General features: G+C 73.2%; 16 protein-coding genes. 12 read left to right on the plus strand and 4 right to left on the minus strand.

Going from position 1 to position 21,519, the window contains the following annotated elements:
* Positions 1–20: 20 nt before the first annotated feature.
* From IF29_RS0136205 to IF29_RS0136255, 11 genes are all read left to right on the plus strand, one after another.
* Positions 21–2,219: an alpha-galactosidase gene (locus IF29_RS0136205; protein ID WP_030264745.1), complete on the plus strand. Its 2,199-nt coding sequence runs from the start codon at positions 21–23 to the stop codon at positions 2,217–2,219.
* A gap of 247 nt (positions 2,220–2,466) precedes the next feature.
* Positions 2,467–3,234 carry a DeoR/GlpR family DNA-binding transcription regulator gene (locus tag IF29_RS0136210; RefSeq protein ID WP_030264748.1) on the plus strand — a complete coding sequence of 256 codons (768 nt, stop codon included), beginning with the start codon at positions 2,467–2,469 and terminating at the stop codon, positions 3,232–3,234.
* 132 nt (positions 3,235–3,366) lie between these two features.
* A complete protein-coding gene (locus tag IF29_RS0136215) occupies positions 3,367–4,737 on the plus strand; it encodes an ABC transporter substrate-binding protein (protein WP_030264755.1) in 1,371 nt (456 codons plus the stop codon).
* Positions 4,738–4,753: 16 nt separating this feature from the next.
* Complete coding sequence (locus IF29_RS0136220; RefSeq protein ID WP_030264759.1) at positions 4,754–5,719, plus strand: carbohydrate ABC transporter permease; 966 nt, start codon at positions 4,754–4,756, stop codon at positions 5,717–5,719.
* A complete protein-coding gene (locus IF29_RS0136225; protein WP_030264762.1) occupies positions 5,716–6,603 on the plus strand; it encodes a carbohydrate ABC transporter permease in 888 nt (295 codons plus the stop codon). The genes IF29_RS0136220 and IF29_RS0136225 overlap by 4 nt, the downstream gene beginning before the upstream one ends.
* Positions 6,600–7,589, plus strand: coding sequence for a zinc-dependent alcohol dehydrogenase family protein (locus tag IF29_RS0136230; RefSeq protein ID WP_030264764.1), 990 nt, complete (start codon positions 6,600–6,602; stop codon positions 7,587–7,589). The genes IF29_RS0136225 and IF29_RS0136230 overlap by 4 nt, the downstream gene beginning before the upstream one ends.
* Positions 7,590–7,739: 150 nt before the next feature.
* A complete protein-coding gene (locus tag IF29_RS0136235) occupies positions 7,740–9,359 on the plus strand; it encodes a CehA/McbA family metallohydrolase (protein ID WP_380522019.1) in 1,620 nt (539 codons plus the stop codon).
* A 188-nt stretch (positions 9,360–9,547) separates the two neighbouring features.
* Positions 9,548–12,094: a glutamate--cysteine ligase gene (locus IF29_RS48845; protein ID WP_030264769.1), complete on the plus strand. Its 2,547-nt coding sequence runs from the start codon at positions 9,548–9,550 to the stop codon at positions 12,092–12,094.
* A complete protein-coding gene (locus tag IF29_RS0136245; RefSeq protein WP_030264773.1) occupies positions 12,082–13,866 on the plus strand; it encodes an N-acetylglutaminylglutamine amidotransferase in 1,785 nt (594 codons plus the stop codon). Before IF29_RS48845 ends, IF29_RS0136245 begins: the two co-directional genes overlap by 13 nt.
* Entirely contained in the window at positions 13,863–15,776 is a 1,914-nt protein-coding gene (locus IF29_RS0136250; RefSeq protein ID WP_084715431.1) for a S9 family peptidase, read from the plus strand. The genes IF29_RS0136245 and IF29_RS0136250 overlap by 4 nt, the downstream gene beginning before the upstream one ends.
* A gap of 110 nt (positions 15,777–15,886) precedes the next feature.
* On the plus strand, positions 15,887–17,584 hold the full coding sequence (locus tag IF29_RS0136255) for an AMP-binding protein (RefSeq protein WP_030264779.1): 1,698 nt from the start codon (positions 15,887–15,889) through the stop codon (positions 17,582–17,584).
* A 43-nt stretch (positions 17,585–17,627) separates the two neighbouring features.
* Here IF29_RS0136255 and IF29_RS0136260 read toward each other — a convergent pair whose 3' ends face one another.
* The 4 genes from IF29_RS0136260 to IF29_RS0136275 form a co-directional block, all read right to left on the minus strand.
* Complete coding sequence (locus tag IF29_RS0136260; protein WP_030264781.1) at positions 17,628–18,245, minus strand: TetR/AcrR family transcriptional regulator; 618 nt, start codon at positions 18,243–18,245, stop codon at positions 17,628–17,630.
* Positions 18,246–18,354: 109 nt separating this feature from the next.
* Positions 18,355–18,876, minus strand: a complete 522-nt coding sequence (locus tag IF29_RS0136265) for a Rieske (2Fe-2S) protein (RefSeq protein WP_030264784.1) — start codon at positions 18,874–18,876, stop codon at positions 18,355–18,357.
* Between the two features lie 152 nt (positions 18,877–19,028).
* Entirely contained in the window at positions 19,029–19,937 is a 909-nt protein-coding gene (locus IF29_RS0136270) for an acyl-CoA thioesterase (RefSeq protein WP_232242752.1), read from the minus strand.
* A gap of 72 nt (positions 19,938–20,009) precedes the next feature.
* Positions 20,010–20,492: a pyridoxamine 5'-phosphate oxidase family protein gene (locus tag IF29_RS0136275; protein WP_030264790.1), complete on the minus strand. Its 483-nt coding sequence runs from the start codon at positions 20,490–20,492 to the stop codon at positions 20,010–20,012.
* A gap of 103 nt (positions 20,493–20,595) precedes the next feature.
* On the opposite strand from IF29_RS0136275, the gene IF29_RS0136280 reads away from it, so the two are divergent.
* Positions 20,596–21,423, plus strand: a complete 828-nt coding sequence (locus IF29_RS0136280) for an enoyl-CoA hydratase/isomerase family protein (RefSeq protein ID WP_030264794.1) — start codon at positions 20,596–20,598, stop codon at positions 21,421–21,423.
* The last annotated feature ends 96 nt before the right edge of the window (positions 21,424–21,519 follow it).

Consider the following 21,519-nt stretch of genomic DNA (forward strand, 5'->3'; position numbering starts at 1 on the left):
ATGCGGAAAGGACTCACTACATGCCCAGCATCCCCGCGCGGATCGTCTCCCTGCGCGCGGCAGGCGCCGCACTCGTCGTCGAGCTCACCGAGCCGGTGCCCAGAGTCCTGCACTGGGGCGCGGACCTCGGCGATCTCTCGGACGCGGACGGCGCCGCGCTGAGTCTGACCGCCGAGCCCGCCGTGCTCAACAACTCCGTCGACGTGCCGCGCCGGTTCACCGTCTGGCCGACCGAGGCCGACGGCTGGTCCGGCACCCCTGCCCAGCAGGGGCACCGGGCCGGCACCGGGACCACCCCGAGGGTCACCAGCACCGGCGTCGAGCACAGCGAAGAGGCTGACGGTGGTGGTGAACTGACGATCCGTCTGCATGACGCGGACGCGGATCTCGACATCACCGTCAGCTACCGCCTGGACCCGGCCGGGGTGCTCGGTGTGCAGGCCGAGGTCGCCAACCGGTCCGCTGCGGGGGACGCCTCGGCCCCGTACGACCTCGCGGAGCTGACCCTGCTGCTGCCGCTGCCGGCCAGGGCCACCGAGGTGCTGGACTTCACCGGCAAGTGGAGCCGCGAACGGTCGCCGCAGCGAAGGGAGTTGGGGTTCGGTGGCTACAACCGCGAGGTGCGGCGCGGAAAGCCGGGGGTGGACTCGCCCTATCTGATGACCGTCGGCACCCCCGGCTTCGGCTTCGGCCACGGTGAGGTCTGGGGCCTGCACGTCGGCTGGAGCGGGGACCAGCGCTACCTGGTGCAGCGGCTGCCCGAAGGTGCGGGCACGCACGCCGCCGTGCTCGGCGGCGGGGAGCTGCTGCGGGCCGGGGAGATCCGGCTCGGCCCCGGCGAGAGCCACCGCACCCCGGTCTGCCACTTCTCCTGGTCCGCCGCCGGCCTGGACGGTCTCGCCGACCGCTTCCACCGGATGCTCCGGGCCCGTCCCGGCCATCCGCGCGGCCCGCGCCCGCTGATCCTCAACAGCTGGGAGGCGGTGTACTTCGACCATGACCTGGACCGCCTGCTGAAGCTCGCCGACCGGGCCGCCGGGATCGGCGTGGAGCGCTTCGTGCTGGACGACGGCTGGTTCACCGGCCGCCGCGACGACTCCTCCGGGCTGGGGGACTGGACCGTGGACAAGGAGGTGTGGCCCGACGGACTGTCACCCCTGGTCGACCACGTCCGCTGGCTGGGCATGGAGTTCGGGCTGTGGGTGGAGCCGGAGATGGTCAGCCCCGACTCGGACCTGGCCCGCAGCCACCCCGAGTGGATCCTGGGACCCTCCGCCGGCCTCGGCCCCACCGCGCGCAACCAGTACACGCTCAACCTGGCCGACCCGGACGCCTGGCAGTACCTGCTGACCGCGCTCGACGACCTGGTCCGGCGCTACGCCGTCGACTTCCTGAAATGGGACCACAACCGGGAGTTGCACGAGGCGGTCCGTCGCGGCCCCGGCGGGACCGACCGGCCCGGCGGCCGGGCGCAGGTGGACGCGCTGTACCGGCTGGTGGACGCGCTGCGGCAGCGCCATCCGCGGCTGGAGATCGAGAGCTGCGCCAGCGGCGGCGGCCGGGTCGACCTGGGCATCCTGGCGCGCACCGACCGGATCTGGCCCTCCGACTGCAACGACGCGCTGGAACGGCAGTCGATCCAGCGCTGGACCGGGCAGCTGGTGCCGCCCGAACTCGTCGGCACCCATGTCGGCCCCTCGCCCAGCCACACCACGGGGCGGCCGGGCTCCGACACCTTCCGCCTGGTTACCGCGCTGTTCGGGCACGCCGGGATCGAGCAGGACCTGACCCGCTGCACACCCGGGGAGCTGGCGCGGCTCAGCGCCTGGTCGCGGCTGTACCGGGAGTTCCGCCCGCTGCTGCACAGCGGCCGGGTGGTCCGCGCGGACCTGCCGGACGAGGCGACACTGCTGCACGGAGTGGTCGCCGAGGGGGCCGCCGAGGCCCTGTACTGCTGGGCCAGGCTGACCACCTCCCCGGCCGGCCAGTCCGGCCGGGTACGCCTGCCGGGTCTGGACGCCGGGGCCGGGTACCGGGTCCGGATCCGCACCGAGCTCGGCCTGCCCTCGCTGCACCAGACCGCGGGACCGGCCTGGACCACCCGCGCCCTGGACGGCTGGGTCCAACTCCCGGGTGCGGTACTGGCCCTGGCGGGACTGCCGATGCCGACACTCAACCCGGAGCAGGCCATGCTCATCGAGGTGCAGCGGCTGAGCTGAGCACCACTCCGCCAGTCCGGCCGCCCGTCACGAGCCCAATCGGGCATCCGTGCCGGGCGGCCGGGCGCTGTACACGGTCAAGTTGTTCGGCCCCCACCGCTGAACTGCCCTTTCGCGTAACCGAACCGGACATCATCGGGCAGATCTTCTCCGGTCCGGGCAGCTCCACCGGACATGCCCGTTGATATAAATCTCATGCGGGCAAAACCGGGCGCACCGTGCCCGGACCGGATCAAAGGGGCCGGTGATGGAGTTGAACTCGGAGGAGCGCAAGCACCGCATCCTGGCTCTGGTGCGCCATCAGGGCCAGCTGGAGGTCGCCGCCGCGGCCGTCGACTTCGCCGTCGCGCCGGAGACCATCCGACGGGATCTCAGCGAACTGGAGCGCAGGGGCCTGGTCCGGCGCACCTACGGGGGCGCCTATCCGGTCGAGGGCGCCGGCTTCGAGACCGACCTGGCGCACCGGGTGAACTCGCACGTGGACGACAAGCGCCGGATCGCCGCCGAGGCCGTCAAGCTGCTCGGCGAGGCCGACACCGTGTTCGTGGACGAGGGCTACACCCCGCAGATCCTGGCCGCGCTGCTGCCCTCGGACCGGCCGCTGACGGTGGTCACGGCGTCGCTCTCGACCGCAGCGGCGATCGCGGAGTCCGCCAACATCACCGTGCTGCTGCTCGGCGGCAGGGTCCGCGCCAGGACCCTGGCCACTGTGGGCTCCTGGACCTCGGCCATGCTGGCGGGGTTCGTCATCGACGTGGCGTTCCTGGGATCGAACGGCATCTCCAGGGAGCTCGGCCTGACCACACCGGACCCGGTCGTGGCGGACGTCAAGGCCAAGGCGCTGGAGGTCTCGCGCCGACGGATCTTCCTGGGCCACCACAGCAAGTTCGGGGCCAGCAGCTTCTGCCGCTTCGCGGAGGTCGGCGACTTCGAAGCCATCGTCACCAGCACCGGCCTGACCGCCGCCGAGGCCCACCGCTACGCGCTGATGGGACCGCGCGTCATCCGCGTCTGACCCCTACCTCCCGCACCGACCCTTTCCCGCCCGTACCGACCTTCCCGTCCGGCCGCACGCGGCGCGATCAGGCACGTCCCGAACCGGCACCCACCCCCGGTCCACCGGACCGGATCCACGAAGGGAACCACCATGACGAACAGACATTCCGTCCTGCGTCGCACCGTCCCACTGGGGGCCGTGGTCCTGTGCGGGGCCATGCTCGCGGCGTGCAGCGGCGCCGGCGGCGGCTCCGCGGGCGGCGGCAGCGGCTCGCACTCCATCAACGTGCTGATGGTCAACAACCCGCAGATGCTGGACCTGCAGAAGCTGACCGCGGCCAACTTCACCAAGACCACCGGCATCAAGGTGAACTTCACCGTGCTGCCCGAGAACGACGTCCGTGACAAGATCACCCAGGACTTCTCCAGCCAGGCCGGCCAGTACGACGTGGCCACCATCAGCAACTACGAGACGCCGTTCTACGCCAAGAACGGCTGGCTGGCCCCGCTCACCACGCTCGCCGACGGCGACACCGCCTTCGACCAGAGCGACATCCTGCCCAGCATCGCCAAGTCACTGACCGTCAACGGCCAGATCTACGCCGAGCCCTTCTACGGCGAGTCCTCCTTCCTGATGTACCGGAAGGACGTCTTCGCGGCCAAGGGCCTGACCATGCCCGCCAACCCGACCTGGGACCAGGTGGCCGCCCTGGCCGCGAAGGCCGACGGGGCCGAGTCCGGCATGAAGGGCATCTGCCTGCGCGGCCAGCCGGGCTGGGGCGAGCTCATCGCCCCGCTGACCACGGTGGTCAACACCATGGGCGGGACCTGGTTCAACGCGGACTGGTCGGCCCAGCTCACCGGCGCCGGCTTCACCAAGGCCACCGACTTCTACGTCGGCCTGGTGCGCGCCCACGGCGAGGCCGGGGCACCGCAGGCCGGCTTCACCGAGTGCCTCAACGACATGGAGCAGAGCAAGGTCGCCATGTGGTACGACGCGACCTCGGCGGCCGGGTCGCTGGAGGGCGCGGGCTCGCCGGTGGCCGGGAAGATCGGCTACGTACCCGCCCCGGTCGAGCAGACCAAGAGCTCGGGCTGGCTCTACACCTGGGCCTGGGGCGTGCAGAAGGCGAGCAAGCACCAGAGCGACGCCTGGAAGTTCATCTCCTGGGCCTCCAGCAAGCAGTACGAGGACCTGGTCGGGGCCCAGTTGAGCTGGTCCCAGGTGCCGGCCGGCAAGCGCACCTCGACCTACAGCAACCCCGACTACCTCAAGTCGGCCGGTGCCTTCGCCGCGGCCACCAAGACCGCGCTGACCTCCGCGGACCCGGCCGACCCGGGCGTGCAGCCGCGTCCCGCCCCCGGGATCCAGTTCGTCGGCATCCCCGAGTTCGAGGACCTCGGCACCCAGGTCTCCCAGCAGATCAGCTCCGCGATCGCCGGACAGACCAGCGTCGCAAGTGCGCTGAAGGCCAGTCAGGCCCTGGCCGCCAAGGTCGGCGCCAAGTACGCCGGCCAGTGACGGGCGGAGGCAGACCATGAGCACCCTCTCGACCCCGCGGCAGCAGCGCTTCTCCTGGTCGGCCCGGCAGGGCAGCCCGGGGGCGGCGGCCCGGCCGCGCGGCGCCTGGGCCCGCAGGGGTCCGCTGCTGCCGGCCCTGATCTTCATGATCGTGGTCACCCAGCTGCCCTTCGTGGGCACCCTGGTCATCTCCTTCATGCGCTGGAACGCGCTGGACCCGGGCGACCGGGGCTTCGGCGGACTGTCCAACTACCGCAACGCCTTCTCCGACCCGACGCTGCGCTCGGCCATCGTGACCACGGTGGTGCTGACCGCCACCGTGGTCCTGGTCAGCCTGGTGCTGGGGCTCGGCCTGGCCCTGCTGCTGGACCGCAGGTTCCGCGGCCGCGGCATCGTCCGCACCATGCTGATCACCCCGTTCCTGGTGGTGCCGGTGGCCTCGGCGCTGCTCTGGAAGCACGCGATCTACAACGCCTCGTACGGGCTCCTGGACGGCGTGCTGACCTGGGTCTGGAGCCTCTTCGGCAGCGGGCACGCGCCGCAGCCGGACTGGCTGTCGGTGGTCCCGCTGATCTCGGTGGAGGCGTCGCTGGTGTGGCAGTGGACGCCGTTCATGATGCTGATCCTGCTGGCCGGGCTGCAGAGCCGGGCCCTGGACGTGGTCGAGGCCGCCCGGGTGGACGGCGCGAGCAGTTGGCAGGTGTTCCGCTACCTCACCTTCCCGCACCTGCGCCGCTACCTGGAACTCGCCGCCCTGCTCGGCAGCGTCTACGTGGTGCAGAACTTCGACGCGGTGTTCACGCTGACCTCCGGCGGCCTGGGCACCGCCAACCTCCCCTACAAGGTCTACGAGACCTTCTACCAGGGCCACGACTACGGCGAGGCGTCCGCGGACGGCGTCATCGTGGTCGCCTGCTCGCTGCTGATCGCCACCTTCGCGCTGAGGACCGTCTCATCGCTGTTCCGAGAGGAGACGCTGTGACCGCCACCGCGGCAGTCGGCCGCCCCGCAGCGGTTCGGCCGGCGAAGGCCCGCCGCAACCGGGAGAACCGCAACCGCAGCCTGCTGGGCCTGCTGGCCTGGCTGTGCGGGCTGGTCTTCTTCCTGCCCTTCGCCTGGATGGTGCTCACCTCGCTGCACAGCGAGTCCAGCGCCGCCACCAACCCGCCGAGCCTCGGCGCGAGCCTGACCCTCCAGGGCTACCGGGAGTTCTTCGGCGCCACCACCGGCGTCAGCCCCTGGCCGCCGCTGATCAACTCGCTGACCGCCAGCATCGGTTCCACCGTGCTGGTGCTGCTGCTGGCCATCCCGGCCGCCTACGCGCTGTCGATCAAGCCGGTGCGCAAGTGGACCGACGTGATGTTCTTCTTCCTCTCCACCAAGATGCTGCCGGTGGTGGCCGGACTGCTGCCGCTGTACCTGATCGCCAAGTACGCCGGCATGCTGGACGACATCTGGCTGCTGGTCATCCTCTACACCTCGATGAACCTGCCGATCGCGGTCTGGATGATGCGCTCCTTCCTCGCCGAGGTGCCCAAGGAGATCATGGAGGCGGCCGCCATCGACGGGGCCGGGCTGCTGGTCACCCTGCGCCGGATCGTGGCCCCGGTGGCCGCCCCGGGCATCGCCGCCACCGCGCTGATCGCCTTCATCTTCAGCTGGAACGAACTGCTCTACGCCGAGGTGCTGACCGGTGTGGTGGCGGGCACCGCGCCGGTGTTCCTGACCAGCTTCGTCACCAGCCAGGGCCTCTTCCTGGCCAAGGTGTGCGCCGCCGCCGTCTGCATCTCCCTGCCCGTGCTCATCGCCGGGTTCGCCGCCCAGGACAAGCTGGTCCAGGGCCTCTCCCTTGGAGCAGTCAAGTGAAGGCAGCCGTCATCAGCTCGCCCGGGGTGGTGCGGATCGAGACCGTCGAGGACCCGACGCCCGGTCCCCGCGACGTCGTGGTCCAGGTCGCCGCCTGCGGCCTGTGCGGGACCGACCTGCACATCCTGCAGGGCGAGTTCGCGCCGACCCTGCCGATCGTCCCCGGCCACGAGTTCGCCGGCGAGGTGGTCGCGCTGGGCTCCGAGGTCCGCGAGCTGTCCGTGGGCGACCGGGTGGCGGCCGACCCCTCGCTGTACTGCCACGAGTGCCACTACTGCCGCCTGGGCCGCAACAACCTCTGCGAGCGCTGGGCGGCGATCGGCGTCACCGCACCCGGCGGCGCCGCCGAGTACGCGGTGGCCCCCGCCGCCAACTGCGTACGGCTGCCGGACCACGTCCGGACCAGGGACGCGGCGCTGATCGAGCCGCTGTCCTGCGCCGTCCGCGGGTACGACGTGCTGCGCAGCCGGCTGGCCACCCAGGTGCTGATCTACGGGTCCGGCACGATGGGCCTGATGATGCTGGAGCTCGCCAAGCGCACCGGGGCGGCGGTGGTCGACGTGGTCGACGTCAACAGCGAGCGGCTGGCCACCGCCCGCTCCCTCGGCTGCACCGAGGCGGCCACCTCCGCCGACGAGATCCAGCGGCCCAGGGGCTGGGACGTCGTCATCGACGCCACCGGGAACCAGGAGGCGATCCAGGACGCGCTGGGACGGGTCGGCAAGGGCGGCACCTACCTGCAGTTCGGCGTCTCCGACTACGCCGCGCGGGCCACCATCGAGCCCTACCGGATCTACAACCAGGAGATCACCATCACCGGCTCCATGGCGGTCCTGCACAGCTTCGAACGGGCCGCCGACCTCTTCGCCGCCGGGGTGCTGGACCCGGAGGTGTTCATCAGCGACCGGGTGCCGCTGGACGACTACGCGGCGGCGCTCCAGCAGTTCCGGGCCGGGAAGGGACGGAAGATCCAGGTCGTGCCCTGACGATCCGTGGGGGCCGGGGCCGGCGTGGTCGTCGACATCGGATCAGGTTGCGGACGGTGGGTTGTCGTCCGGTGTTCACGCGGGCGGACGAAGGTGTCAAAGGTCCGGTGCACCGATCGTGCACAGCCGGTCGACCCCGTGGAGGACACCATGCACCCCGAGGACACCATCCCCACCGACCCCGCCGACGAGCCCTGCGAGCAGCACGCCTTCGACCGCCGCCGGATGCTGCTCGGCGTCACGGCCGGGGCGGCGGCGATCACGCTGGCCCCGGTCGCCTTCGGCCCGGCCGCGTCCGCCCAGGCGGCTGACGGCACGTCAGCGGCTGCCCCGGCCCCCGGCAGCACCGTCACCCGCACCGTCAGCGGGCACCTCGACACCGGCGCCGCCGACTTCGTCTACCTCCCGGTCGAGGTGCCCGAGGGCGTGCAGCAGTTCGCGGTGCAGTACTCCTACGACAAGCCCACCGTCCAGGCCGGCACCCCGGCCAACTCCTGCGACATCGGCGTCTTCGACCAGCGCGGCACCGCCCTCGGCGGCAGGGGATTCCGCGGCTGGTCCGGCGGTTTCCGGACCTCCTTCGAGATCAGCAACACCGAGGCGACCCCCGGCTACCTGCCGGGACCGGTCGGCGCCGGGACCTGGCACGTCGTCCTCGGCCCCTACCAGGTCGCGCCGCAGGGCCTGGACTACCAGGTCCAGGTGACGCTGACGTTCGGTGCGCCCGGCCCGGCCTTCGTGCCGAACTACCCGCCGCAGCGCGCCAAGGGCCGGGGCCGGGCCTGGTACCGGGGCGACGGCCATCTGCACACCGTCTACTCCGACGGCCGACGGCTGCCGTCCGAGGTGGCGGCCGGTGCCCGGGCCGCCGGGCTGGACTTCATGGTCTCCACCGACCACAACACCAGCTCCTCGCACGCCGTCTGGGGCCAGTACTCCGGGCCCGACCTGCTGATCGTCACCGGTGAGGAGGTCACCACCCGCAACGGCCACTGGCTGGCGCTCGGCCTGCCGGCCGGGGAGTGGATCGACTGGCGCTACCGCTCCCGCGACAACGCCTTCGCCCGCTTCGCCGGCCAGGTGCACCGCTCCGGCGGCCTGGTCGTGCCGGCGCACCCGTACTGCCCGTACATCGCCTGCCAGTGGAAGTCCGGCTACGACGACGCCGACGCCATGGAGGTCTGGAACGGCCCCTGGACCTACGACGACGAGTCGGCGGTCGACACCTGGGACGCCAGGCTCGGCGAGGCCGTGCGCACCGGCCGGCGCTGGACCCCGGCCATGGGCAACAGCGACGCCCACAGCGTTCCGCAGGTGATCGGGCTGCCGCACAACGTGGTCCTGGCCGACGACCTGACCACCCCCGACGTGCTGGCCGGCATCAAGGCCGGGCACAGCTGGATCGCCGAGTCCTCGGCGGTGCAGCTGGACTTCACCGTCACCGGCGGCGGCCGGCAGGCCGGGATCGGCGGCACGCTGACCGCCGCGGCCGACGCCCCGGTGGACGTCCGGATCGACGTGTCCGGCGTGCCGAAGGGCACGGTCCGCTTCATCACCGACGAGGGCCAGCTGCACCAGGAGTCGTTGCCCGACTCCGGCACCGGCACGGTGGTCTGGCGCACCACCACCTCGCTGGCGGCCTACGTCCGCGCCGAGGTGCGCCAGCCGATGGCCGACGGCAGCCCGGGCCAGGGCAACACCATGGGCCCGGCGCTGGTCTGGGGTCCGATGGCGGCGCTCACCAACCCGGTCTTCCTGCGGGTCGGCTGACGCCCCGTCGCCTGCTCCCGCCGCCCGGCCACGCCGCCTGCTCGCCGCTACCCGTCGGCATACCGGCGGGCCGCGGGGGCAGGCGGCTGTCACGGACGCCCCGGCATGTGACATGCCCGTAATCGGGGCGGTCCTCGACTGCCCTAGCCTCGGCCCGAGCAGCGCGGTCCAACCGGAAGGGGAGCAGCGTGGTCGTCGCGGTCGGGGTCGAGGAGGAGTTCCATGTCGTCGATGTCGAGTCCAGAACGCTGGTGCCCCGGGCCCGTGCCGTCCTGGACCGCCTCCCCGAACGGGGCTTCACCACGGAGCTGCAGCAGTCCATCGTGGAGGCCAACAGCCGTCCGCACCGCTCCCTCGCGGCGCTGCTCAGAGATCTGCAGGCGTCCCGCCGGGCGCTGAACGCCGCCGCCGAGCCGCTGGGCCTGGCCCTGGTCGCGGCGGGGACGGCGCCGCTGGCCCAACTGGGCAGCATCGACCCCACCGACGACCCGCGCTACCGGCGGATGGCGGAGAACTACCGGGTGGTCGCCGAGGAGCAGCTGATCTGCGGGGCGCAGGTCCACGTCGACGTCCCGGACCGGGACACCGGCGTGATCGCGATGGGGCTGCTGGCCCCCTGGCTGCCGGTGCTGCTGGCGCTGTCGGCCAGTTCGCCGTTCTGGCTGGGCTCGGACACCGGCTACGCCAGCTGGCGCACCCTGCTCTGGCAGCGCTGGCCCACCACCGGACCGGCCGGCTCCTTCGCCAGTGCCGCCGAGTACGACGCCACCATCGCCGGCCTGGTGCGCTCGGGCGTGATCAGCGACACCGGGATGGTCTACTACGACGTCCGCCCCTCGGCCCATCTGCAGACCCTGGAGCTGCGGATCTGCGACGCCTGCCCGCGCGCCGAGACCGTGGTGATGATCACCGGACTGTTCCGTGCGCTGGTCGTGGACGCCTGCGCCGACGTGGCCGCGGGGGCCGAGCCGCCGCGCCGGGGGCAGGAGTGGCTGCGCGCGGCGACCTGGCGGGCGGCCCGCTCGGGTCTGGAGGGCGACCTGGTGGACCCGGCGACCGGCCTCCCGGTGCCCGCCCCGCGGGTGGTGCGCTCGCTGCTGACCCGGCTGCGCCCGGCGCTGGAGCAGACCGGCGACTGGGACGCCGTGGTCGAGCTTGCCGAGGCGGCCCTGGGCCGGGGCAGCGCCGCGCACCGGCTGCGCCGGCTGGCGCTGCGCGAGGGCCGGCGGGCCGCCGTCGACCTGCTGGTCGCCGAGACCCGCGGTGACCGCCGCGGCCGGGACCAGTCGGCCCACCGCGGCCTGCTGCGCGGCTACCGCGCCGAGCAGGACGAGGCGGTGACCGTCACCGGCGAGAGCCGCGAGCCCTACCGGGCCGTGCTGGAGCAGTTGGAGCGGCAGGAGTCCGCCGGTCTGCGCAGCCGGATCCGCGAGCGCGACGCCCGGCAGTGGCGGGACGGCGTCACCTTCCGGGTCGACGGCGAGGACCAGGCCAGGCTGTTCCCCTACGACGTGGTCCCGCGCCTGGTCGACGGCGGCGAGTGGCGCGATCTGAGCCTGGGCCTGGCGCAGCGGCTGCGCGCCCTGGAGGCCTACACCCACGACGCCTACGGCGAGCGCACGGCGGTCCGCGACGGGGTGCTGCCCGCGCGGCTGCTGGAGGGTTCGGCCGGTCTGCGCGACGCGGGCCGGGCGCCGCTGCCGGGTTCGGTCCGCATCCACGTCGCCGGAATGGACCTGGTCAGGGATGCCGCGCAGGGCTGGCTGGTGCTGGAGGACAATCTGCGGGTGCCCTCGGGGATCGCCTACGCCCTGGCCGCCCGCGGGCTGGGGGTGCTCGGCCCAGGCCCCGGCACGCTCTCCCTGGACACCGTCCCCGACCTGCTGCGGCGCACCCTGCTCGCCGCCGCGCCGCCGCTGGCGGCGGCGGACCCGGTGCTGGCCATCGTCAGCGACGGGCCGCAGAACTCCGCCTGGTACGAGCACCGGACCCTGGCCGCGGCCATGGGCGTCGGCGTGTTCACCCCGGACCAGCTGACCATCGGTCAGGACGGCCGGGTCAGGGCCGGGGGCGGCCCGGTCGACGTGCTCTACCGCCGGATCGACGAGGACGACCTGGCCAAGGCCATGGGGGAGGACGGCGTCCCGCTGTGGCCGGGGCTGCTGGCGGCGGTGGAGTCGGGCCGGCTCGCCCTGGCCAACGCCCCCGGCAACGGGGTCGCCGACGACAAGGCGCTCTACGCCTTCGTCCCCCGGCTGATCCGCTACTACCTGGGCGAGGAGCCGCTGCTGGCCCAGGTCCCCACGCTGCTGCCGACCGACGACGGCCGGCTCGACGAGATCCTGGAGCGGCTGCCCGAACTGGTCGTCAAACCCGTGGACGGGCACGGCGGCGCGGGCGTCGTCATCGGTCCGTACGCCTCCCCGGAGGAGCTGGCCCGGCTGCGCGCCGCGCTGCTGGAGGCCCCCGACCGCTGGGTGGCCCAGGACGTGGTCTCGCTGACCAGCCATCCCACCTTCGACGGCGAGCGGCTGGAACCCCGGGTGGTCGACCTCAGGGCCTTCGTGCTGGCCGAGCGCGACGGCAGCGGCCCGGGCGCCGTCGGCCTGCGGCCCACCGTGCTGCCGGCCGCGCTCACCCGGGTCGCCGCCGGGGGCAGCCTGATCGTCAACTCCTCGCGCGGCGGCGGCGCCAAGGACACCTGGATAGGAGCTGCACCGGCATGTGCGGACTGAGCGGAGAGGTCCGCTTCGACGGATCACGACCCGACCTGGCCGCCGTCGAGCGGATGACGGACCGGCTGGCGGCCCGGGGCCCGGACGGGCGCGGCCTGTGGTCGCAGGGCGCGGTCGCGCTGGGCCACCGGCGACTCAAGATCATCGACCTGTCCGAGCGCGGTGCCCAGCCGATGACGGACCCCGGCGCGGGGCTGACCGTCGTCTTCAACGGCTGCATCTACAACCACCGCGAGCTGCGCCGCCAGTTGGAGGGTGCCGGCCACCGCTTCTTCTCCGACTCCGACACCGAGGTGCTGCTGAAGGCCTACCGGGAGTGGGGCCTGGACTGCGTCGACCGCTTCGCCGGGATGTTCGCCTTCGCCCTGGTGGAGCACGAGTCCGGCCGGGTGGTCCTGGGCCGCGACCGGCTCGGCGTCAAGCCGCTCTACCTGGCCGAGGGGCCGGGCCGGCTGCGCTTCGCCTCCTCGCTGCCGGCGCTGCTGGCCGGCGGCGGGATCGACACCTCGATCGACCCGGTCGCACTGCACCACTACCTCAGCTTCCACTCCGTGGTGCCCGCGCCGCGCACCGTACTGGCGGGGGTCGGCAAGCTCCCGCCGGCCACCGTCCGGGTGGTCGAGCCCGACGGCACCCACCACGACCGCCTGTACTGGAACCCCCCGCACACCCGGCTGCCCGGATACGTCGGCATGGACGCCGCGGACTGGCGCGACGCCGTGCTGGACGGGCTGCGCACCGCGGTGCGCCGGCGCACCGTCGCCGACGTGCCGGTGGGCGTGCTGCTCTCCGGCGGCCTGGACTCCAGCCTGGTCGTCGCCCTGCTCGCCGAGTCCGGCGCCCGCGACCTGGCGACCTTCAGCGTCGGCTTCGAGGCCGAGGGCGGCGAGCAGGGCGACGAGTTCGCCTACTCGGACCTGGTCGCCGAGCGCTACGCCACCGACCACCACCGCATCATGGTGGCCTCGGACCGGCTCCCGGCCGCACTGGACCAGGCGATCGACGCCATGAGCGAGCCCATGGTCAGCCATGACGCGGTCGCCTTCCACCTGCTGTCGCAGGAGGTCTCCAAGGAGGTGAAGGTGGTCCAGAGCGGCCAGGGCGCCGACGAGATCTTCGCCGGGTACGACTGGTACCCGCCGCTGGCCGGGATCCCCCGGGCGCGGACCGCCGAGGCGTACTGCAGGGTCTTCGTGGACCGCCCGCACGGCGAGCTGGCGGTCATGCTGCACCCGGAGTACCTGATCGACCACGACGCCTCCGGCGACTTCGTCCGCGCCCACACCTCGGCCGCCGGCGCGGACACCGCCCTGGACGCGGCGCTGCGGCTGGACAGCCGGGTGATGCTGGTGGACGACCCGGTCAAACGGGTGGACAACATGACCATGGCCTGGGGCCTGGAGGCCCGGGTCCCCTTCCTGGACCACGAGCTGGTGGAGCTCGCGGCGGCCTGCCCGCCCGAGCTGAAGCTGGCCCAGGGCGGCAAGGGCGTGCTCAAGGACGCCGGCCGGCAGCTGCTGCCCGCCGGGATCGTGGACCGGCCCAAGGGCTACTTCCCGGTCCCGGCGATCCGTCACATGGCCGGTCCGGTGCTGGACCGGGTCCAGGAGGCGCTGGCCGCCCCGGAGGCCCGGGCCCGCGGGCTGTTCCGCGAGGAGTACCTGGCCGAACTGCTCAGCGCCCCCGACGCGCACCGCACCACGCTGGGCTCCAATGCGCTCTGGCAGGCCGCCCTTCTGGAAATCTGGCTGCAGACACACGGAATCGGATGAGGGCGCAGCACGTGACAGGTCAGCACACCGCGACGCAGCCGACCGCCTCCGACGCCCCGGGCCCGGACCCCTGCCTGCCCCGGCACGGCTGCGCCCAGGCGGCCACCGACCCGACCGGTACGGCGGCCGCCTACATCTGCGACCGCGGCGGGGTGCCCCAGCTGTGGACCGGACCGCTCAGCGGTGCCGGCGGACCCCGGCTGCTGGACCCCGCGCCGGATCCGGTCACCGCCGTCTCCTGGTCCCCGGACGGCCGCTGGATCGCCTACACCTCCGCCCCCGACGGCGCCGAGCACGGCCGGGTCCTCTGCATCCGCCCGGACGGCACCGGCCGCCGGCTGCTGGCCGGCGCGAACCCCCGCGCCGCCGCCTACCTGGGCTGCTGGAGCCGGGACGGCTCCGCGCTGGCGGTGACCGAGGTGGTGCCGGTGGGCGACGGCTCCGGGCACAGCCACGGACTGCTGGCGGCCTCGCTGGTCGACCCCGAGGGCGTCCGCCCGCCCCGGCGGCTGGCCACCGAGTCCGGCGCGGCCACCCTGCGGGTCTGCGACCTCACCCCGGACGGCCGGCTGGCCCTGCTCCGGCGCGGCCCGCGCGGCCACCGCGAGGCCGTGCTGCTGCGGCTCGCCGACCTCGTCGAGGCCGGGACCTTCCCGGTCGCCGACGGGGACCCCTGGATCGGCCGCTTCGCCCCGGACGGCCGCACCGTCTGGCTGCGCAGCGACGCGGAGCGGGAGTTCGCTGCGCTGCTCGCGGTCGCCCTGAACCCGGACGGCAGCCCCGGCCCGGCCGGCGCACGGACGGTGCGGGTGGCCGCCCAGCGGTCCGGCGCCGATCTGGAACTGCTGACGGTCGCGCCCGACGGCGGCACCGCCCTGCTCGGCTGGAACCAGCAGGGCCGCAGCTCGGCCGAGCTGGTCCGGCTCGGCCCGGAACCGGGTGCGGCGACGACGATGCGTCAGATTCCGCTGCCCCACGAGGTGTTGACCCGCGTTGACGCCGACGGGACCGGCGGCCTGCTGCTGTCCCTGTCCGGCTCGCGCAGCCGCCCGGGGATCTGGTCGCTGCCCGCTGCCCCCGGCGCGGAACCGCAGCCGGCCCCCTGGACCTCCGAGCCCGTCCCCGGTGCCGTCGGTCCCCGGGCGATCGGCCTGACCGCCCGCGACGGCCTGCCGCTCAGCGGCTGGTACTACCGGGCCCCCGCATCCGGCCCCGACGACGCCGGGCCCGCGCCCTGCGTCGTCCACCTGCACGGCGGCCCGGAGAGCCAGGAGCGCCCGGTCCTCGAACCGCTGTTCCAGGAGCTGCTCTCCCGCGGCTTCGACGTCTTCGCCCCCAACGTCCGCGGCTCCTCCGGCTTCGGCCGCTCCTTCGTCGACGCGGACCTCGGCGAAGGCCGCTTCGCCGCCGTCGACGACGTCGCCGACTGCGCCCTGCACCTGGTCGGCCTCGGCCTGGCCGACCCCGGCCGACTCGCCGTCATGGGCCGCTCCTACGGCGGCTACCTGGTGCTCGCCGCCCTGGTCCGGCACCCGGAGCTGTTCCGTACCGGGGTGGACATCTGCGGGATCTCGGACTTCGCCACCTTCTTCGCCGGCACCGAGCCCTGGATTGCCGAGTCGGCCGCGGCCAAGTACGGCCACCCGGAACGGGACCGCCTGCTGCTGCGGCAGCTCTCGCCGATGACCGGCGTCGACGCCCTGCGGGCGCCGCTGCTGGCCGTCCACGGTGCCCAGGACAGCAACGTCCCGATCGGCGAGTCGGAACAGATCGTCGCGGCGGCCCGGGCCCGCGGCGTCACCGCCTCGCTGCTGGAACTGCCGGACGAGGGTCACGACTTCGTGCACGAGCAGAGCCGGGCCCTGGTCCGCTCCACGGTGGCCGCCTGGCTCGAACGCCATCTCGAATGACCGGGCGACCGGTTGACCGGGCGGTGCCGCGGTCTTGTGCGTCGGCGGCCAGGAGGGTATCAACGGCTAAAAGCTGACGCATCGTCAGAAGTTTGACGCTGGGAGCCCCCATGCCCGCACCCGGACCGAGCCCGACCCTCCTCGACGCCGTGTTCGCCCAGCGCGGTCGGCACGCCCCCGGGCTGGTCGGCGACGGCTTCAGCCACAGCCACGACCAGGTGTTCCGGGCCGCCTGCGCCCGCGCCGCACTGCTGGTGCGGCTGCTCGCCGAGCAGCGGGCGCCGTACCCGCACGTCGGCCTGCTGCTGGACAACACCCCCGAGTACGCCTACTGGCTCCAGGCCTGCGCCCTGGCCGGCGCCACCGCCGTCGGGATCAACCCCACCCGGCGCGGACCCGACCTGCTGCGCGACATCCGGCACACCGACTGCGCCCTGGTCGTCACCGGACGGCGCAGGCTGCCGCTGCTGGACGGACTGGCCCTGGCCGTACCGGTGCTCGACAGCGACGGCCCCGGGTACGCGGCGCTGCTCGCCGAGCACCGGGACGCCGCGCCCCCCGCGGTGCTGCCCGCGCCCGACACCCGGGTCCTGCTGACCTTCACCTCCGGGTCCACCGGCGCCCCCAAGGCGGTGGTCTGCAGCCAGCAGCGGCTGGCCAGGGCCGGCGACAAGCTGCGCACCATGTACCGGCTGACCGCCGACGACACCGGCTACGCCTGCATGCCGCTGTTCCACGGCAACGCCACCATGGCGCTCTGGGCGCCGATGCTGCTCGCCGGGGGCACGGTCGCGCTGCGCCCGGTCTTCTCCGCCTCCGGCTTCCTGGACGACGTCCGCCGCTACCGGGCCGGCTACTTCACCTACGTGGGCCGGGCCATCTCCTACGTGCTGGCCACCGAGGAGCGTCCGGACGACGCGGAGAGCCCGCTCCGGCTGGGGTTCGGCACCGAGGCCGGGGCCGTCGACGCGGCGCGGTTCGAGGCGCGCTTCGGCTGCCGCCTGGTCGAGGGCTACGGCTCCTCCGAGGGCGGCTGCAACCTGCGCCAGGACCCGGCGGCCCCGGCCGGAGCGGTCGGCCGGGAGGGCTCGGGCCCCGACGACGACCTCGCCGTGGTCGACCCGGAGACCGGGCAGGAGCGCCCGCGCTCCCGCTTCGACGCCTCGGGCCGGCTGCTCAACGGCGCCGAGGCTATCGGCGAACTGGTCAACCGCACCGCACGGGCCGGCTTCGAGGGCTACTGGCGCAACCCCGAGGCCGGGGCCGCCCGGGTCCGCCGCGGCTGGTACTGGACCGGGGACCTGTTCCACCGCGACGCCGAGGGCTGGTTCCACTTCGCCGGACGCAGCGCGGACTGGCTGCGGGTGGACAGCGAGAACCTGGCCGTCGCCGACATCGAGAACATCCTCGGCCGCTGGCCGGAGGCCGAGGCGGTGGCGGTCTACGCCGTCCCCGACCCGGTCGCCGGGGACCAGGTGATGGCCGCGGTGCAGCTGCGGCCCGGCGCCGACACCGCGGCGGCGGGGCTGGCCCGGCGACTGGCGGAGTTCCTGGCGGCCCAGCCCGACCTCGGCACCAAGATGCCGCCGCGCTTCGTCCGCTTCGTCGCCCGGATGCCGGCCACCGCCACCCACAAGACCGCCAAGACCGGACTGCGCGCCGAGCGCTGGCGCACCGACGACCCGGTCCTCTGGCGGCCGTACGGGACGGCGGCCGACGCCGGGGCCGGCTACCGCCCGCTGACCGGCGACGACCTGGAGAAGATCGACGCACTCTTCGCCGAACACGGCCGCACCGCCTGGAGCTGACCGCCGACCGGACCTGACCCGCCGGGACCGGGCCGTCGGCCGGTCAGGCCGCCGCGTACGGGGCCAGCACCACCCGGATGACCTCCTCCAGCCGGAGGTAGGCGTCGCCGAGGGTGCTGCGCCCGGTCACCCAGGCCACCAGTTCGCTCTGCCAGGCCGCGTCGATGATGTGCGGGACCACGCTGCGCGCCGCCGCCGGCACCTGCGGCATCACCGCCAGCAGCGAGGCCCGTCCGGCGTTGGCCATCTCGTCCACCGCCTCGCTGGCGAACGGGTCGGTGGACACCGTCACCGCGACCAGCAGATGGGCCAGGTGCGGCTGCCGCTGGAAGGCCCGCATGCCCCGGTGCACGAAGCGGACCACCCGGTCCGTGCCGGCCAGCGGGACCGGGGAGCCGCGCAGCTCCGCGGCGAGATCCGTCATCAGCATTCCGCGCCAGTCCGAGACGGCTGCGGCCAGCAGATGGTCCTTCGAGGAGAAGTACCGGTAGGTCGTCCCTAGGGCGACCCCTGAGCGTTCGCTCACCTGTTTCATCTGGACGCGTTCGACACCGATCTCGGCCACCAGATCGATCGCGGCCCTGATCAGGTGTTTCCGGCGTTCCAGTTGGCGGGGAGACATAGCCTCGACCGGCCGGGGGGACAGGTCTACCTTGGACACCCCGCCATGGTACCGGGAACGGTGTTGCAGGTGTATGACGCCGTATCAGATCACTTGACCGGTGTGGACCCGTCAGCCGGGTCCACACCGGTGAAACGATGTTCTCGTTTCAGGAAAGCTTGATCTGGCCGCCGCTGACGGCGATCGTCTCGGCCGCGAGCGGCGAGGGGGCCGGACCGCCCGCGACCGAGCCGTCGGCGATGCTGAACTTGCTCCCGTGGCAGGGGCAGTTGATGGTGCCGCCGGAGACGCTGCCCACGGTGCAGCCCATATGGGTGCAGACCGCGGTGAACGCCTTGAAGGTGCCCGCGCTCGGCTGGGTCACCACCACCTTCTGGTCGGCGAACACCTTGCCGCCGCCCTCCGGGATCTCCGACGTCGCACCGAGGACTGTGCCCCCGCCGGAACCACCCGCCGCGCTGCTGGAGCTGCCGGCGGCGGGGGCGCTGCTGGTGGCGCCGCCCGCCGCCGTGGTGCTCGGATCGGCGGCCGGGGTGGTGGCGGCGCCCGCGGCGCTGCTGCTCCCGCTCCCGCTCGATCCGCAGGCGGCGAGGACGCCGGCGGCGCCCACCACTCCGACGCCCGCGAGCACGGTTCGACGGGCGGTGGTCTGCTGGGACTCTTCGGCCATGGTTACTCCTGTAGAGAGCTGAGGCTGGAGGGACTGAAGCCCGCTGTCGGGAGACCATACGCACCGGTCCGTCCGGAGGTTCAGCACCGATGAGCCACGTAAGATCCTGTCGGCCGGGACGTAATATCTCCGGATATCTCCGGGCCGGCGGATCAGCGCCGCTTCTCGCGCACCAGCGCCTCCTGCACCACCGAGGCGACCAGCCTGCCGTCCCTGGTGTAGAACTCGCCCTGGGCCAGCCCCCGACCGTCCGAGGCGGACGGGCTGCGCTGGGCGAACAGCAGCCACTCGTCCGCGCGGAACGGCCGGTGAAACCACATCGCGTGGTCCAGCGACGCCAGGTTGACGGTCGGCGGCGCCTCGTTGCGCTGCGAGCGCGGCAGCTGCAGGTGCAGGGCGGCGGTCGACGCCAGCGTCAGGTCCGAGAGGTAGGCGAGCGCGCAGACGTGCAGCAGCGCGTCGTCCGCGGCCAGCTTGGAGGCGGACTTCAGCCAGACGAACTGCTCCTCCACCCCGGCCGGCCGGCCGGGCAGCCCCTCGGTGCCGGGCGGCATGATCCGCATGTCCAGGGTCAGCCGTCCGGTGGTCGCCCAGTAGCTCTCCGACCCGCTCTCGGCCCACTCCGCGTAGGGGTTCGGCAGCCCTTCGGGCCCGGGCAGCAGCGGCATCACGGCCTGCCGCTCCGGGCTCTCCTCGGGCCGTTTGAAGGAGGCCGAGAGGGTGAACACCGCCTCCCCGCGCTGGATCGCGGTGACCCGCCGGGTGGAGTAGGAGTGGCCGTCGCGCAGCCGCTCCACCTCGTAGACCAGCGGGCGGCGCGGGTCGCCGGGGCGCATGAAGTAGCCGTGCAGCGAGTGCACCGGGCGCCCGGTCTCCACCGTGCGCCCGGCCGCCACCAGCGCCTGGGCCGCGACCTGCCCGCCGAAGGCGCGCAGCGGCGCACCGGCGTGGCACCAGCCCCGGAACAGGTTGAGGTCGAGGTCGTCCAGACGCAGCAGGTCGACGAAGTCGGAGATCACGCGGGGCTGACCGGATTCGGTGGCCATCGGAGCTTCTGCCATCGCAGCATCCTGTCAGATCGGCCCGGGCGGACCCGTGTGACCTGCGGCACCTTGACGGACCGGCAGCTCGGATCAGCGCGCGAAGTCGCCGTTCAACCGCTGGAAGTCCCAACTGGTCAGGGTGGCCGGGGCGAGCCGCAGCCAGCCGTGCCGTCCGTCGTGGTACATGGTCGCGCCGAACCCGTACTTGGCGGCGAAGAGCTTCTCGGCCGACTCCAGCTGGTACGGCCCGCGGTAGTCCAGCCCGGTCCTGGGCGCCTCGGCCACCTGCTCGACCGAACCGGTCAGCTCCACGCCCCGCAGCTCGCCGTACTCCTCGCCGCTGTCGACCACCACGGCGACCCGCGGATCGCGCTCCAGTTCGCCCCAGCGCCGGCTGCGGGTGATCGAGTACAGCCACAGTGCCGAGCCGTCCCAGACGAACCACAGCGGGGTGACGTGGGGCCGTCCGTCGGCGGACACGGTGGCCACCCGGCAGGTCCGCTGCCCGCGCAGGAAGGCGTCCCGCTGGTCCGCGGCCATCATCACGCGCCTGCCGTGCCGTTGCTCGCGCATCCTGCCTCTTCCCTCCGACGCGGCCGACCGGGACGATGGCCCGGGCTGATAAGTAGAACGTGTTCTCAAATGATGTGCCAGGGCCGCGACCGGAGGAATGCGCATGGAGACCGACTTCAGCACGCTGCGCTACGAGGAGAGCGACCACGTCGCCACGGTGACGCTGGACCGCCCGGAGGTCCACAACGCCTTCGACCTGCGGATGATGCAGGAGCTCCGCGAGCTGTGGCGCAGACTGCGCGAGGACGACAAGGTCCGGGTGGTCATCCTCACCGGCGCCGGCGACCGGGCCTTCTGCACCGGGCTCGACCGCGGCACCCTGGACACCGCCGAGCCGGGCACCGACGACCAGCCCATCGGCATCCGCGGCGGCACCCCGCTGCACTTCGACGACCCGGGCGACTGGATCAGCCCCAAGACCTCGGGCGACCTCTGGAAACCGGTCATCGCCGCGGTCAACGGAATGGCCTGCGGCGGTGCCTTCTACCTGCTCGGACAGGTGGAGTTCATCATCGCCGCCGACCACGCCACCTTCTTCGACCCGCACACCAGTTTCGGCATGGCCTCGGTCTTCGAGTCGATGGCGATGCTGCAGCGGATGCCGCTCGGCGAGGTGATGCGGATGCAGCTCACCGGCGCGCACGAACGGCTCTCGGCTCAGCGGGCGCACCAGATCGGCCTGGTCCAGGAGGTCGTCCCGGGCCCCGAACTCCTGGACGCCGCACGGCGCGTCGCCGCGGTGATCGCCTCCCAGCCGCCGCTCGCCGTCCAGGCCACCCTGCGCGCCGTCTGGTACGCCCAGGACCTCGGCTACCGCCAGGCCCTGGAGGTCGCCAAGACCCTGGTCACCCTCGGCGACGACCCGGCCGCCCTCGCCGAGGGCCAGGCCGCCTTCAACTCCGGCACCCGCACGCCGTGGCGGCTGCGGTGACCTGACGGCCCCAGCAGGCGGTTCCCTGACAAGTGGAGCAGGAGATAGGGTCCGACCCATGGCTCCGTACTCGCTCGCCGTCCTTCCGCCGCCCGT

It is taken from the genome of Streptacidiphilus jeojiense (genome assembly GCF_000719095.1).
GTDB lineage: Bacteria > Actinomycetota > Actinomycetes > Streptomycetales > Streptomycetaceae > Streptacidiphilus > Streptacidiphilus jeojiensis.